The organism is Pseudomonas sp. NFIX28 (assembly GCF_900107395.1).
GTDB lineage: Bacteria > Pseudomonadota > Gammaproteobacteria > Pseudomonadales > Pseudomonadaceae > Aquipseudomonas.
This window is the reverse complement of record NZ_FNPW01000001.1, coordinates 594,731-607,373: the sequence shown is the minus strand read 5'-3', so window position 1 is coordinate 607,373 and position 12,643 is coordinate 594,731. Positions and strand designations below refer to the sequence as shown.

14 protein-coding genes are annotated in these 12,643 nt (G+C 64.1%); 9 read left to right on the top strand and 5 right to left on the bottom strand.

What is annotated here, in order from left to right; genetic code table 11:
• Window positions 1-193 precede the first annotated feature (193 nt).
• The 7 genes from BLV20_RS02705 (at window position 194) to BLV20_RS02675 (ending at window position 6,150) form a co-directional block, all read left to right on the top strand.
• Window positions 194-1,180, top strand: a complete 987-nt coding sequence (locus BLV20_RS02705) for a response regulator (protein WP_092296619.1) — start codon at window positions 194-196, stop codon at window positions 1,178-1,180.
• Between the two features lie 44 nt (window positions 1,181-1,224).
• Complete coding sequence (locus tag BLV20_RS02700) at window positions 1,225-1,590, top strand: response regulator (protein ID WP_092296616.1); 366 nt, start codon at window positions 1,225-1,227, stop codon at window positions 1,588-1,590.
• A 242-nt stretch (window positions 1,591-1,832) separates the two neighbouring features.
• On the top strand, window positions 1,833-2,228 hold the full coding sequence (locus tag BLV20_RS02695) for a hypothetical protein (protein ID WP_092296613.1): 396 nt from the start codon (window positions 1,833-1,835) through the stop codon (window positions 2,226-2,228).
• Between the two features lie 101 nt (window positions 2,229-2,329).
• Window positions 2,330-2,752 carry a hypothetical protein gene (locus BLV20_RS02690; RefSeq protein ID WP_092296610.1) on the top strand — a complete coding sequence of 141 codons (423 nt, stop codon included), beginning with the start codon at window positions 2,330-2,332 and terminating at the stop codon, window positions 2,750-2,752.
• Window positions 2,753-2,915: 163 nt separating this feature from the next.
• A complete protein-coding gene (locus BLV20_RS02685) occupies window positions 2,916-3,602 on the top strand; it encodes a methyltransferase family protein (protein ID WP_092296608.1) in 687 nt (228 codons plus the stop codon).
• Window positions 3,599-5,782, top strand: a complete 2,184-nt coding sequence (locus BLV20_RS02680; protein WP_092296605.1) for a heavy metal translocating P-type ATPase — start codon at window positions 3,599-3,601, stop codon at window positions 5,780-5,782. Before BLV20_RS02685 ends, BLV20_RS02680 begins: the two co-directional genes overlap by 4 nt.
• A 50-nt stretch (window positions 5,783-5,832) precedes the next feature.
• A complete protein-coding gene (locus tag BLV20_RS02675; RefSeq protein WP_092297014.1) occupies window positions 5,833-6,150 on the top strand; it encodes a DUF2933 domain-containing protein in 318 nt (105 codons plus the stop codon).
• 25 nt (window positions 6,151-6,175) lie between these two features.
• Here the strand turns inward: BLV20_RS02675 and BLV20_RS02670 are convergent, their stop codons facing one another.
• From BLV20_RS02670 to BLV20_RS02660, 3 genes are all read right to left on the bottom strand, one after another.
• Window positions 6,176-6,835, bottom strand: coding sequence for a dienelactone hydrolase family protein (locus BLV20_RS02670; RefSeq protein WP_092296602.1), 660 nt, complete (start codon window positions 6,833-6,835; stop codon window positions 6,176-6,178).
• Window positions 6,828-7,535 carry a phosphoribosyltransferase gene (locus BLV20_RS02665; protein WP_092296599.1) on the bottom strand — a complete coding sequence of 236 codons (708 nt, stop codon included), beginning with the start codon at window positions 7,533-7,535 and terminating at the stop codon, window positions 6,828-6,830. Before BLV20_RS02665 ends, BLV20_RS02670 begins: the two co-directional genes overlap by 8 nt.
• Before the next feature lie 491 nt (window positions 7,536-8,026).
• Entirely contained in the window at window positions 8,027-8,944 is a 918-nt protein-coding gene (locus BLV20_RS02660; protein WP_092296594.1) for a universal stress protein, read from the bottom strand.
• A gap of 264 nt (window positions 8,945-9,208) precedes the next feature.
• Between BLV20_RS02660 and BLV20_RS02655 the strand changes: the two genes are divergently transcribed.
• A complete protein-coding gene (locus BLV20_RS02655) occupies window positions 9,209-10,135 on the top strand; it encodes a universal stress protein (RefSeq protein ID WP_092296591.1) in 927 nt (308 codons plus the stop codon).
• A gap of 50 nt (window positions 10,136-10,185) precedes the next feature.
• On the opposite strand, the gene BLV20_RS02650 is transcribed toward BLV20_RS02655, so the two are convergent.
• Both BLV20_RS02650 and BLV20_RS02645 read right to left on the bottom strand, forming a co-directional pair.
• Window positions 10,186-10,779, bottom strand: a complete 594-nt coding sequence (locus BLV20_RS02650) for an NADPH-dependent F420 reductase (RefSeq protein ID WP_092296588.1) — start codon at window positions 10,777-10,779, stop codon at window positions 10,186-10,188.
• A gap of 10 nt (window positions 10,780-10,789) precedes the next feature.
• Entirely contained in the window at window positions 10,790-11,542 is a 753-nt protein-coding gene (locus tag BLV20_RS02645; protein WP_092296585.1) for a 3-oxoacyl-ACP reductase family protein, read from the bottom strand.
• A gap of 110 nt (window positions 11,543-11,652) precedes the next feature.
• Between BLV20_RS02645 and BLV20_RS02640 the strand changes: the two genes are divergently transcribed.
• A complete protein-coding gene (locus BLV20_RS02640; protein ID WP_092296582.1) occupies window positions 11,653-12,579 on the top strand; it encodes a LysR family transcriptional regulator in 927 nt (308 codons plus the stop codon).
• Window positions 12,580-12,643: the final 64 nt, after the last annotated feature.

Here is a 12,643-nt window from a genome sequence, read left to right as displayed (position 1 = left end):
CGCGATGAACGATCTTGTCCGTAATCGGCACCATCATGGCCGTGGAGCGGCCCTGTAAACGGCGATTTTCACGCTGGGAGCGGCGCGTGTTATCCCTCGGGATAATTGCAATATGCAGGGCCGTCCCCTAGCGTGTGTGCCAGATGAATCGACGCTTGCGCGTCACTCTCCCTCACACAGAGCAGAGCAACGCATGATCCGACTCGGTCAAGCCACCATTTCCCTGGAACAGCGCGAAGCCTTTCTCGATGGACGGCCGCTGCGTGTTGGAGGACGGGCGTTCGAAATCCTCTCGGTGCTGATGCAGGCCGATGGCCGGATCGTCAGTAAAGATGAATTGATCACTCAGGTCTGGCCCGACACCGTGGTCGAGGAAAACAATCTGCAAGTGCAGATTTCCTCGCTGCGCAAATTGCTCGGAAAAAAAGAACTCATCCAGACGATCCCACGCCGAGGTTACCGATTATTGAAAGAACGTGAGCCGCCCCTGTTCCAGCCGATGGTTCCGGGCCCCATGGCATCCGAGGAACAGGCGACGATCGATCCCGACAGCGTGCCGGTGTTCGTCGTCGACGACGAAACTTCCGTGCGCACCGCGCTCAGCCGGCTGCTGCGCGCCGAAGGCATTGCCCACCGGATATTCGCCTCGGCCGAAGAACTGCTCAACGCCGACCTTGGCGTCGGCCCCGCTTGCCTGTTGCTGGACATCAGCCTGCCCGAGGCGACAGGGCTGGAACTGCAATCGGCGCTCGCCCAGCGCGGGCATCCGTGGCCGGTCATTTTCATGACCGGTTTCGGCACCATCCCGATGTCGGTGCAGGCCATGAAGGCCGGCGCGGTCGAATTCCTCACCAAACCATTCAACGACAGCCAGTTGCTGGATGCCCTGCACGCCACTCGCCAGCGCGCAGCCAAGGCCTTCGAGCAATGGCAATGCATCCAGAGCGCCCGCCAAAAGGCCGCCCTGCTGACGCCCCGGGAACGGGAAGTGCTGCCGCTGATCGTCGCCGGGCTGTCCAACAAGCACATTGCCAACCAGCTGGGCACCAGCGAAGTCACGGCCAAGGTCCATCGCAAACACATCATGGAAAAGATGCAGACCCGCTCGCTGGTCGGCCTGGTCAAGCTGTACGGCCTGATCGGCCCGGACCCGGCGTTTGGCGCGCAGGGCTCTTCATGAACGAGACAACCGGCTGCCCTGCCCCGGCATCGCCCGCCATCCCCATGACAATCGTCTGCATCGTCGACGACGATGTGTCCGTGCGAAAAAGCCTGGCCAACCTGCTCCGCTCGGCCGGCTATGCAGCGCGGGTTTTCGTTTCGGGTGAGGAGTTTTTGTCCCTCGAGAGCTTCGACGATGTCGCCTGCCTGCTGCTGGACCTGAAAATGAACGGCCTCTCGGGAATCGAGGTGATGCAGGCCCTGGCGCTCATGGACCGAAAGTTTCCGGTGATTTGCATGTCGGCCTATTGGGACGAAGCAACCCTCGCCGAGTCGAGCCGCTACGAGGCCATCGAATGCCTGCGCAAACCCTTCAGCAGCGATGCGTTGCTCAACGCCGTCGAGCTGGCGCTTCAGGCCAGGGGCTAGACGGCGAACGGCCCGAATTGCCGGTAATAGCGCCCTGTTGCGAGCCCGCGCAGGCCTGGCAGACCACGCCACCCTAACCGCCCGCGATATGGCCAAGGCTGAACAGGCGTGCCTCGACATCGAACGTGCCGCCCCCGGCACGCCGGTAAGGCGCCTCGGTGAAATTTGATTTTGATCAACTTTCCGCTGGCCTTGCTGGCTAGACTGAAAAACAACACGACGTACAAGTCGAGGTTGTCCCCATGTGCTGGTTCCGCCGTCATCGCCAATGCCTGTTGCGCCTGAGCCTCGCGGTGTGGGTGTTGGCCGTGGCCGTGATGGCGGTCCAGGGGTGCCTGGTGCAGCCGAGCCACGATATCGCCGCGCCCCATCATGCCGGGCAATCTGTGGCGGATGCCCACGCCTTGCATGCCACGGGTTGTCTTCAGGGCTGCGAGGACGTCGCCACGGCAATCAAACCTGCCGTGCAGATTCCGGCCTTGGTGCCCATGCACTGGGTCGCTCTTTTGCTGTTGACGGCGGCAGTCAGCATGCTGCTGGATCCCCAGAGAACAGCTTCCTTCGCCGCCCTGGCATTGAAACGCCCCTCCCCACCGGAAAAACCGGTCCGCCTGACGTTCGTCCGTTTCAACGATTAACGCCCCACCGCAGTGGCAGAGCACCTATTGCTCCTTCTTGCCGTGGCGCCTTTGCGCCTCGGTGATTCCTGCTGGTTCCTCCATGATTCAAGGAGTTCAACATGTTCAAGCATTCCCCTTTGGTTCTGGCTGCCCTCTTGGCCAGCGGCGCGCTCATGGCCTCAGCCGAAGATGCGCATCACCCTGCACAGGTTCCAGACACCTCGTCGACCGAAAGCATGGCGCCAGCACCGACGCCCACATCGACGGCCATGACCGACGCCATGGCCGAGCAGATGAAGAAAATGCAGGCAGCCCACGACAAGGCCGCCGCGGCCAAAACCCCCGAAGAGCGCCACGCTGCCATGCAGGAAGGCATGCAGGCGCTGAGGAACAGCATGGCCATGATGCACAAGGAACACGGCGCCATGGGCTGCATGGGCATGCCCGCGGCCAAGGACGGCTCAGGCAAGGGAATGATGGACATGATGATGAAGATGATGGAGCAGCAGTCGTCGATGATGGACATGCCGATGAAAAATTGAACCTGAGGCGGGTATCGAAGAACCCGGCATGGCGAGGTCGCCGACCGCGCCGCCGGCTGTCCACCTGTCCACCTGTCCACCTGTGCACCGGTGCAGCCCCCGCGCCATGGCGACACTCGCCCAGGCGGACGGCACGCACACCGGCACGTGAGGAGCGCCAATCATGAATCATGCAGGCTCGGCCTACGGTCTCTGGTCGCTGGTCATTATCAATTCGCTGGTGTTTATCCTGTTCGCCTTCAGCTTCGCGCGGCCCAGGACAAAACGCGACTGGCGCTCCTTCGGCATGTTCTCGGCGTTCCTGGTGGCGCTGTTCAGCGAAATGTACGGCTTCCCGCTGACCCTCTACCTGCTGATGCCCTGGCTGACCCGCCATTTCCCGGGTATCGACTTCCTCTCCCATGACGCCGGGCATCTGCTCGAGACGGTCCTGGGCTGGAACGTCAATCCGCACTGGGGGCCGTTCCACCTGCTCAGCAACGTACTGATCGCCGGCGGCTTCTGGTTGCTGGCGGCCGCCTGGCGCGTGCTTTACCAGGCTCAACGTGCCGGACAACTGGCGCTCGACGGCGTCTATGGGTGGATCCGTCACCCGCAGTACCTGGGCTTCGTGCTGATCATGTTCGGCTTTCTGTTGCAGTGGCCTACCTTGATCACCCTGCTGATGTTCCCAATCCTGCTGCTGGTCTACGCCAGGCTGGCGAAGCGCGAGGAACGGGAGATGCTTGCGCGTTTCGGCGATCGCTACCGCTCCTATTGCCAGCAGACGCCGGCCTTCCTGCCCTGGCCGGCGCCGCACCGCTCCCCGCCCGCTACCGGCACGCCTTCTGGCCCGGGAGAACAGTCATGAACCCGTCGCATATTCAACACAGCCACCAGCAGCAGGCGCTTGCCCCAGGAAACCTGGCGAAAGATCCGATCTGCGGAATGATGGTGGACAAGAGCACCGCGTTGTCCCAGGAACGTGGCGGGCGCCGCTATTACTTCTGCAGCGATACCTGCCTGCGCACCTTCGTGTCGCCGGAACGTGAACTGAAAGCGCTGAAGACCCGGGTCACCATCGCCCTGACCGGGGTGCTGGCCCTGGCGTTGCTGCGCGCGGGCGCCTTTATCGCACTGGCGGCCGGCGCCACTTTGCTGACATGGGCACCGATCCCGGCGCTTCCTTGGTTCACCTGGGGCATCTGGCTATTTCTGCTGGTCACGCCGGTGCAGTTCATCGGTGGCTGGAGCTTCTACAAGGGGGCCTGGAACGCGATTCGCACCCGCAACATCAACATGGATTTCCTGATCGCCCTCGGCACCTCGGTCGCCTATTTCTACAGCGTCGCCGTGCTGTTCTTCCCGGACGTGCTGCCGGTCAAGGTGGCCGAGCGCGATGTCTATTTCGAGGTGTCGGCGGTCATCATCGCCTTCGTGCTGCTGGGCCGGTACATGGAGGAAATCATCAAGAAAAAGTCTTCTGCCGCAGTACGGCGCCTGCTGGATCTCAAGCCGGCGATCGCCCACGTGGTTCGTGACGGCCAGGAAGTCGACCTGCCTGCCGAAAGCGTCATGGCCGGCGAGCTGCTGATAGTCAAGCCCGGCGAAAAGATCCCCACCGATGGCCAAATCAGCGAAGGCCGGACGACGGTGGACGAGTCGATGCTCACCGGCGAGTCGATGCCGGTCGACAAGCACCCGGGCAGCGCGGTGATCGGAGGCACGCTCAATGGCAGTGGCGTGTTCAGTTTCAAGGCCAGCAGGATCGGCGCCGACACCGCACTGGCGCAGATTATCAGGATGGTCGAGGAGGCTCAGGCCAGCACCGCGCAGATCCAGCGGCTGGCCGACCAGGTCACCGGCTACTTCGTGCCGGCAGTGGTGGCGGTCGCGCTGCTGTCGCTGGTGGGCTGGTCGCTTGCGGGAAGCTTTGCCCAGGGACTGCTGGCATTTATTGCGGTTCTGATCATTTCCTGCCCCTGTGCTCTGGGCGTGGCGACGCCTGCCGCACTCATGGTCGGCGTTGGCAAGGGGGCCGATAACGGCATCCTCATCCGCGGCGGCGAAGTCTTGGAGCGGGCAGAAAAACTCGGAACCGTGGTGTTCGACAAAACCGGCACTATTACCCGAGGAGAACCCAACGTGACCGACTTGATCGCGCTGGGGACCGCGCTGGAGAACGAAGTCTTGATGCTCGCCGCCGCGGTGGAATCCGGTTCGGAACACCCGCTCGGCGCGGCGATAGTGCGCGCCGCTGCCCACCGTGGCATTCGCTTGCCGAAAGCTGGAGCTATCCAGGGAATCGCCGGCCACGGCATCCAGGGCAATGTCGACGGTCAGGAGATCCGGCTGGGCAACCGACGCTTGTTTGCCCGCCAAGGCATTGCGACCGACATTGCCGAGCCGCACCTCATCCGCCTGGAAGCCGACGGCAAGACCTGCATGCTGGTCGGTGCCGGTGAGCGCTTGCTCGGGGTCATCGCCGTGGCCGATACCATCAAGCCCGAGGCGGCTGAAGCCATCGCGGCGCTGCAGGCAAGCGGCATCGAGGTGGTGCTGCTCAGTGGCGACAACCGCCGTACCGCCGAAGCGGTCGCGCGCCAGGTCGGCATCGAGCGAGTGATCGCCGAGGTCTTGCCGGACGACAAGGCCGCGGTGATCCGGCAATTGCAAGGCGATGGGCAGGTGGTGGCCATGGTGGGCGATGGCGTCAACGATGCGCCCGCCCTGGCCACCGCCGACATCGGCATCGCCATCGGTTCGGGTTCGGATGTCGCCAAGGAAACCGGCGGCATCATATTGCTCAAGAACGATGTCCGGGACGTGGTCACCGCGATCAGGCTGTCGCGCGCCACCATGGTCAAGATCAAGCAAAACCTGTTCTGGGCATTCATCTACAACAGCATCGGCATTCCGATCGCGGCCTTTGGCCTGCTCAATCCCATCATCGCTGCCGCCGCCATGGCGCTCAGTTCATTGTCGGTGATCGCCAACTCCGCGCTGCTCAAGCGCGCCCGTATCGGCTTGAGCCAGAACGCCGGAACATGAAGCGCGAAGTGTCGATCAACGGCCCGATAAAGGCCAAAAGGAGCGTTGTCATGAATCAATCCGACTTGCACCGACATCGCACAGGAGGTGCCTACGCTTACTTCCTGGGGTTCCTGGCGATTGGCGGCTATTTCCTGTTCACCGAGCACAGGGCCCATGTCGTTCCGTACTTGCCATACCTGCTGCTACTGGCCTGCCCCCTGATGCATTTTTTCATGCACCGTGGGCATGGCCATGCCAGGCAGGCAGATGAACAAAGCGCTGAACACGACGGCTCTGGAGGCCCACTCCGAAGCGACGCGAGCAATGGCCCGGGGACCGAAGGCCTGCCCGACAACGAGACGAAATACCCCGACCGCCCGGCATGACGGGTTCGCCACGCCATGCGCAGGCCTATGGATGGGCGGCGCGCAGGTATTTGTCGAACCAGTCGCCGGCGAGCCGGGCGACTTCCTCGAGGGTGCCGGGTTCTTCGAAAAGGTGCGTTGCCCCCGCCACCACTTCCAGCCGCTGCTCACAGCGCAGGGCCCGGCTGCTCTGGCAGTTCAGGCCGAACACCACCGGGTCCTGGGCCCCGACGATCTGCAGGGTCGGCGCCTTGACCCGAGACAGCGCGGGCCCCGCCAGGTCGCTTCGCCCTCCCCGGCAGACCACCGCATGCACCACCTCCGGGCGTTCGGCCGCCGCCAACAAGGCCGCCGCCGCACCGGTGCTGGCGCCAAACAGGCCGATCCGCAGCGATTGCAATGCCTCGTCCCGGCCGACCCAGTCGATGACCTGCACCAGCCGTCCGGCCAGCAGCGCGATATCGAAGCGCAGTTCGCGGGTGCGGTTGTCCAGGTGCTGTTCCGGTTCGGTGAGCAGGTCGAACAACAGCGACCCCAACCCCCGCGCGGCCAGCGCGTCGGCAACGTAGGCATTGCGCGGGCTTGAACGGCCGCTGCCGCTGCCATGGGCGAACACCACCAGCGCGCCGGTGTTCGCCGGCAGGCGCAAGTCGGCCGTCAACTGAATGTCCTTCAGGTCCAGCTGTCGAGATTGAGCTTCAAGCATCGCCGGGCTCCCGGCCTGGGGGATTGGAAACGGACTCGCGCTGCCAGGCGCGCTGCAACAGCTCGATCACCTCGGCATCCTCGGTCTGGGAGAAATTCAGGTACCAATAGCCGATCGACATCATCCATTCGGGGGTGAGCGGGCAAATCAGCTCATCCACCTCGCTGCGCAGCGCCTCCACCGTCTCGAGCGGGGCGACCGGCACCGCCACGACAATGCGCGCCGGCGCCTGGGCCCGCACCGCGTGAACCGCGGCCATCATCGAGGCGCCCGTGGCCAGGCCGTCGTCGATCAGGATCACCACTTGATCCTTGAGCCGCAACGCGGGCCGATTTCCCCGGTAAGCCTGCTCGCGCCGCAGCAATTCCTGCATTTCCCGTGCGACCACGGCATCGAAATCGGTTTGATCGATCGGATGAACGCGCAAGGCATCTTCGTTGAGGACCTGTATGCCGCCGCTGGCGATGGCGCCCATGGCGAACTCCTCGCGCGAGGGCATGCCCAGCTTGCGCACCAGCATCAGGTCCAGGCGCAGGCCCAGGGCCGTGGCCACTTCATAGGCAACCGGGACCCCGCCACGGGGCAAGGCCAGGACAATCACATCGGGGCGTTGGGCATAGCCGCGCAACGGCTCCACCAAGCTTTGGCCGGCGTCTTGCCGATCCCGCAAAATGCTGTGCGATGAGGAGCTGTCGGACATGGGAATGCCTCCTGAAGCGATATAGCGTCCATGGATCAAGGCGGCGGACGGGTTTTGATTCCGCCCCCGGCGTGCGCCGACGCTGTTTCGCAGCTTGCGCGAATCGGCTCGCGCCACTTTGATTTTCATCAACAAATCCCCACGGCTGGCCAACCCGCGCGACCAAGCGCAAAGCCCTGGCCCGCGGGCGCGACCGCCTATCGGCGGTTACCCGGCGACTGATAAAAATCAATCCGCAAAACGGCAAAACGCGTCCAATTGAAGCCGGTGTTTTCCGCGGAGCGACGAATAGAACCCGGTGCGGTCGTCTCATTACGGAAAGTTGATACGGCTCAGGCCCTTGCCCCCAAAGGCCTCGATCATGACCATCAACGAATCAGCGACACCGCCCGCAGGCCCCTCTGAATCGATCAACGGCATGGCCTGACGCGCCCAAGCGGCGGGCTACTGCCGTTGCGGGCCGCCCCGGCAGCCGGCGATTCAGTCCTGGGTTAAAGCCTCTGCTCCGGCTTGATCGCCAGGATGCTGCACGGCGCGCGATGCAGCAGCTGTTCGGCGGTGCTTCCCAAAAGCTTGCTCAGCCCCCTGTGCTGCACGGTTCCCATGACAATGACATCGGTGCGGTGCGCAACGGCGAAGTCGCAGATGCACGACAGCGGCGTTCCCTCGATGAAATGGCGGTTTGGCGCGGGCACCCCATGGCGTTCGGCCAGGGCGGAGAACGCCTCGTACTGCGCCTCGCCGAGCATTTCATAGACGCCCATGGTCATTGGCAACACCCCGCCGCCCATGTCCTGGGCGTACACCGCGGCCCAGTCATACACATGCACCAGCTCCAGCCCGGCCGCGCATTGCTCGGCCAGCTTCACCGCGGCGTCGATGATCTGGTCGTTGAAAATCATGTCCTGTTCTTCGCTGCGCAACACATCGACGATGGCCAGCACGTTGCGCGGCCGCGGGTTGAGGGCGTGGGTCACCAGGTGCACCGGCACCGGGCAATCGCGCAGCAGTTGCCAATCCAGCGGGGTGAAAAACACCCGCTTCAAGGCAGGCTCGTGCTCGGCGTCCTTGATGATCAGGGCCAAGGGCAGCTCGTTGATGAAGTGCAGGATCTCCTCGAACGGATGCTGCACCCAGACCACATCGCAGGTGGCTTCGATGCCGTGCTGCGCCATCGCCTCGGCTTGCGCCTCGAGCCAGTGCCGGTGGCGCTCCAGATAGCCATCGCGGGCCTGGGCGATCTGCTCGGGAGCGAACAACCCGGCCACCGCCAGCGCCTGCAGGTAATCGAACGCCACGATATGCAACGGCAACCGCATCGCCCGGGCCAGGGCCGCGGCGCGGTCGAACGCCGGTGTGCGGGTCATGGCCGAAGGGGCAATCAACAATAAACGCTGGGACTGCGACATAGGGCACCTCGACACGGGGTCGTTTCAAGACGGTAGGCAGAGTTGCAGATTGCGCATTTTCCGGCCCGGGGGAATTGATTTTTGTCAGCCCGATGTTCGACGGGCACGCTGGCGGTTGACCGCACGTCAGCTGCGCTTTGCGCTTGTTCGACGAGGTTGATGCAGATCAAACGCGCGCGCCTGGCCAGCGTCAGAATCGCAGCAAGGTTTCACGGCCCAGGAAGCGCGCGGCCGTTATCTGCCATTACCCAAGGGAGATGTGTCATGTCCGAGCAATCACGTTTCATGCTGGTCGCCTCGCCGTTGATGGAGCACAGCCCTGCCTTCGATCGGGCAGCGGCCCTGGCCAAGGCCGAAGACGCGGCCCTGCACATCGTCGCCTTCGACTACCTGGAAGGCCTGGCGACGGCCAGCCTGGTCAACGAACAGGCCCTGGAGCAAATGCGCCTGGGTTATGTCGAGCGCCATCACCGCTGGCTCGAAGAGCAGGCGCGCCCGCTGCGCAAACTCGGGCTGACCGTGACCACCGAAGCGATCTGGGTCGAAAAGCCCTTGGAGGAGATCCTGATCCACGTCAAAGAGCAGCCCATGAGCCTGCTGATCAAGGCACTGCAGCACGAATCGCTGCTGTCACGGGTGATATTCACGCCGCTGGATGTCCACTTGCTGCGCGAATGCCCGGTGCCCCTGCATTTTGTCAGCCATGTGCAGCACGCAATGCCACGCCGGATCGTCGCCGCCGTCGACCCGTTCCATCGCGACGGCCAGTACAAGGACTTCAACGACCGGATACTGCACGAAGCGTCGAAACTGGCCAGCGCCTGCAACGCCGAGCTCGATGTAGTCTATGCCCATGACCTGTCGTCCATCGGCGCCGACGAATTCAACTTCGACCAGAGCTCGACGTTTTTCTCCACCAGCAAGGCCAGGACCCTGTTCGATGCGCAAAGCGAAGCCTTCAATGAGCTGGCGGAACGCAACGGCATTCCCGCGGAGCGCCAGCACATGATCATGGGCAACCCGGCCAAGGTCCTTGCCAGCTACGCCGAGGCCTATGACGTGGACCTGATTGTCATGGGCAGGGTCGGCCATCGCCGCATGGGACGCTTGATCGGCAGCACCGTGGAGCACCTGTTGTACAAGATGCCCTGCAGCGTGTGGGTGATTTCACCCCAGCAACTGAGCAGCTGACCCAGCGCCTCGGCGCGGGACAGCAAGGCCGGCATGCACCGGCCTTGTCCTCAGCCATGCTTGACCAGGTTCAGCGCCGGCAAGGGCCCGCCGGGAAACTGCGCCAGTTGCCCTTGCTGCAAATTTCCCAGGTCGATGCCATGAAAACCCAGTTGGGTGATCAGCTCGATGACCTGCCGCTTGGCGTCCGCCTGTTCCCCGGAGACGAACAACAGCCGCTTGCCACCTTCGGCGCCCGGGTTGGCCAGCAAGTTCGGGGTCAGGTGGTTGAATGCCTTGACCACCCGCGCACCGGGCAGCATGCGCGCCACGACCTGGGTCGAAGGTTCGCCTCCCAGCTCGAAAGGCTTGAACAGTGGCGCTTCGATCGGGTTGTTGGCGTCCACCACTATCCTTCCCTCCCAAGGCCCCAGGCCGGCCAGTGCCGCCGGGATCTTCGACCAGTTCACCGCCAGGAACACCAGGTCTGCCGCGGCTGCCTGCTCCAGGCTGACGGCTCGCGCCCTGGGCCCCAGTTCGGCGACCAGCGGCTTCAGGCTTTCGGGGCCGCGGCTGTTGGCAATGCTGATTTCCAGGCCGGTGTTCGTCAGCAATCTGGCGATTGCGCTGCCGATGGCTCCTGCTCCAATGATGCTAATGCTCATGACGCACTCCTTAGGCAGTGAAACCGCCATCGACGATTAATTCGGCACCCGTGACAAAACTGGCTTCGGCGCTGGCCAGGTAGGCCACTGCGCTGGCGATGTCCTGCCCGGCGCCGTAACGGCCCACGGCGATATGGGGACGGACGAAATCCGCCACCGGGCCATCGGCGGGGTTCATGTCGCTGTCGGTCGGCCCGGGGTGGACGGTGTTCACGGTAATGCCGCGCGGCCCAAGGTCCCGCACCAGGCCGCGACTGAAGCCCGCCACGGCGCCCTTGGTCAGGGTGTAGACGGAGGCTGTGGCGAACGCGCTGTATTGCACCATCGAGCTGCCGATATGGATGATTCGCCCGCCCTGCCCCATGTGCTTGAGCGCCTCCTGGGTGGCAACGAAGACCCCGCTGACATTCACCGCCAGGATGCGCTGGAAGTCCTCGAAGGCGATGTCTTCGGGGGCGCCGAGCAGGCTGATACCGGCGTTGTTGACCAGGATATCGACCTTGCCAAAGCGCGCCGCGACGCTCTGCACGGCGGCGCGTACCGCTTCAGGATCGCCAGCGTCGGCGGCCAGCGAAAAAGCCTGGCCGCCGGCCGCGGTGATATCCGCGACCAGGGCGGCGGCGCGCTCTGGCGAGGCGTTGTAGGTAATGGCGACAGCGGCGCCGTCCGCGGCCAGGCGCTTGGCAATGGCCGCGCCGATGCTGCGCGAGCCGCCGGTGACGATGGCGACCTTGCCGGTGAGTGGAAGAGTTGCAGGGTTCATGGTGTGAGCCTCGACTGGTGGTTGACGAGGCTATGAAACGCTGTTTCATTTTCATCAAGTAGTAGGCAGTGGCTAGAATCACTTTCAACATTCACTTGAAGGTATCGCTCATGGAAACCCTGGCCAACCTGCAATCCTTCGTTCGCAGCGCCGAGGCCGGCAGCTTCTCCGCCGCGGCGCGGCGCCTGGGAATCACCCCGGCCGCGGTGAGCAGGAACGTTGCCCAACTGGAGGCCAACCTCGGGGTGCGCCTGTTCCAGCGCAGCACTCGCCGTCTGGCCCTGACCGAGGCTGGGGAGCGTTTTCTGGGGAATCTCGGGGACGGCCTGGAGACGGTCCAGGCGGCGATTGCCGATGTGACCAGCCACGCCGGAGAACCGGCCGGGGTGTTGCGTATTTCCGCGGCGCCGGCCTTTGGTCGCGACTACCTGCTGCCGTTGATGCCGCAGTTCTTGCAGCGCTATCCGGCGGTGGTGCCCGAATGGCACTTCGATAATCGCCAGGTAGAACTGATTGCCGATGGCTTCGATGTCGCCATCGGCGGCGGGATCGAGCTTGCGCCCGGCGTGGTCGCCAGGGATCTGGCGCCCGCGCACCTGGTCCTCGTGGCTTCGCCGGGCTACTTGTCCAGGCACCCTGCCGTGCGGAGCCCGGAGCAGTTGAGCGGGCTCGAGCACCTGGCCATGCGCTCCCTGCAAAGCGGCAAGGTGCGCAGCTGGATGCTCCAGGGCCCCAGGCAGCAGCGCCAGGCCCTGGAGTTGCGCCCGCGCTTGCTGGTCAACGACCCGCAAGCGCTTTGCCAGAGTGCCCTCATGGGGCTGGGCATCGCCTTGCTGGCGGTTCCGGATGTGCTTGGTCACCTGCAAAGCGGCGCCCTGGAGCGGGTGCTGCCGGACTGGCATGTCGACGCCGGGCCGATCTCGCTGTACTTCGCCGGGCACAAGCTGCTGCCGGCCAAGACCCGGGTGTTCGTCGATCTGCTGGTCGATCACGCCCGCCAGCAGCAATGGGCCGAGCGCTTCGCCGCTGGCCGCTGAAGCCCGGGCACGCCGTTGGTGCCCGGCTGGCCGGGGGGCTGGCGGAATTTTTCCTGGTTCTGAC

What these genes read in the sequence shown, in the direction of transcription:
- BLV20_RS02650 (WP_092296588.1), bottom strand. Translation starts at nt 10,779, where the DNA reads ATGAGCATTAGCATCATTGGAGCAGGAGCCATCGGCAGCGCAATCGCC.
- BLV20_RS02655 (WP_092296591.1), top strand. Translation starts at nt 9,209, where the DNA reads ATGTCCGAGCAATCACGTTTCATGCTGGTCGCCTCGCCGTTGATGGAG.
- BLV20_RS02705 (WP_092296619.1), top strand. Translation starts at nt 194, where the DNA reads ATGATCCGACTCGGTCAAGCCACCATTTCCCTGGAACAGCGCGAAGCC.
- BLV20_RS02645 (WP_092296585.1), bottom strand. Translation starts at nt 11,542, where the DNA reads ATGAACCCTGCAACTCTTCCACTCACCGGCAAGGTCGCCATCGTCACC.
- BLV20_RS02660 (WP_092296594.1), bottom strand. Translation starts at nt 8,944, where the DNA reads ATGTCGCAGTCCCAGCGTTTATTGTTGATTGCCCCTTCGGCCATGACC.
- BLV20_RS02690 (WP_092296610.1), top strand. Translation starts at nt 2,330, where the DNA reads ATGTTCAAGCATTCCCCTTTGGTTCTGGCTGCCCTCTTGGCCAGCGGC.
- BLV20_RS02700 (WP_092296616.1), top strand. Translation starts at nt 1,225, where the DNA reads ATGACAATCGTCTGCATCGTCGACGACGATGTGTCCGTGCGAAAAAGC.
- BLV20_RS02670 (WP_092296602.1), bottom strand. Translation starts at nt 6,835, where the DNA reads ATGCTTGAAGCTCAATCTCGACAGCTGGACCTGAAGGACATTCAGTTG.
- BLV20_RS02640 (WP_092296582.1), top strand. Translation starts at nt 11,653, where the DNA reads ATGGAAACCCTGGCCAACCTGCAATCCTTCGTTCGCAGCGCCGAGGCC.
- BLV20_RS02680 (WP_092296605.1), top strand. Translation starts at nt 3,599, where the DNA reads ATGAACCCGTCGCATATTCAACACAGCCACCAGCAGCAGGCGCTTGCC.
- BLV20_RS02685 (WP_092296608.1), top strand. Translation starts at nt 2,916, where the DNA reads ATGAATCATGCAGGCTCGGCCTACGGTCTCTGGTCGCTGGTCATTATC.
- BLV20_RS02675 (WP_092297014.1), top strand. Translation starts at nt 5,833, where the DNA reads ATGAATCAATCCGACTTGCACCGACATCGCACAGGAGGTGCCTACGCT.
- BLV20_RS02695 (WP_092296613.1), top strand. Translation starts at nt 1,833, where the DNA reads ATGTGCTGGTTCCGCCGTCATCGCCAATGCCTGTTGCGCCTGAGCCTC.
- BLV20_RS02665 (WP_092296599.1), bottom strand. Translation starts at nt 7,535, where the DNA reads ATGTCCGACAGCTCCTCATCGCACAGCATTTTGCGGGATCGGCAAGAC.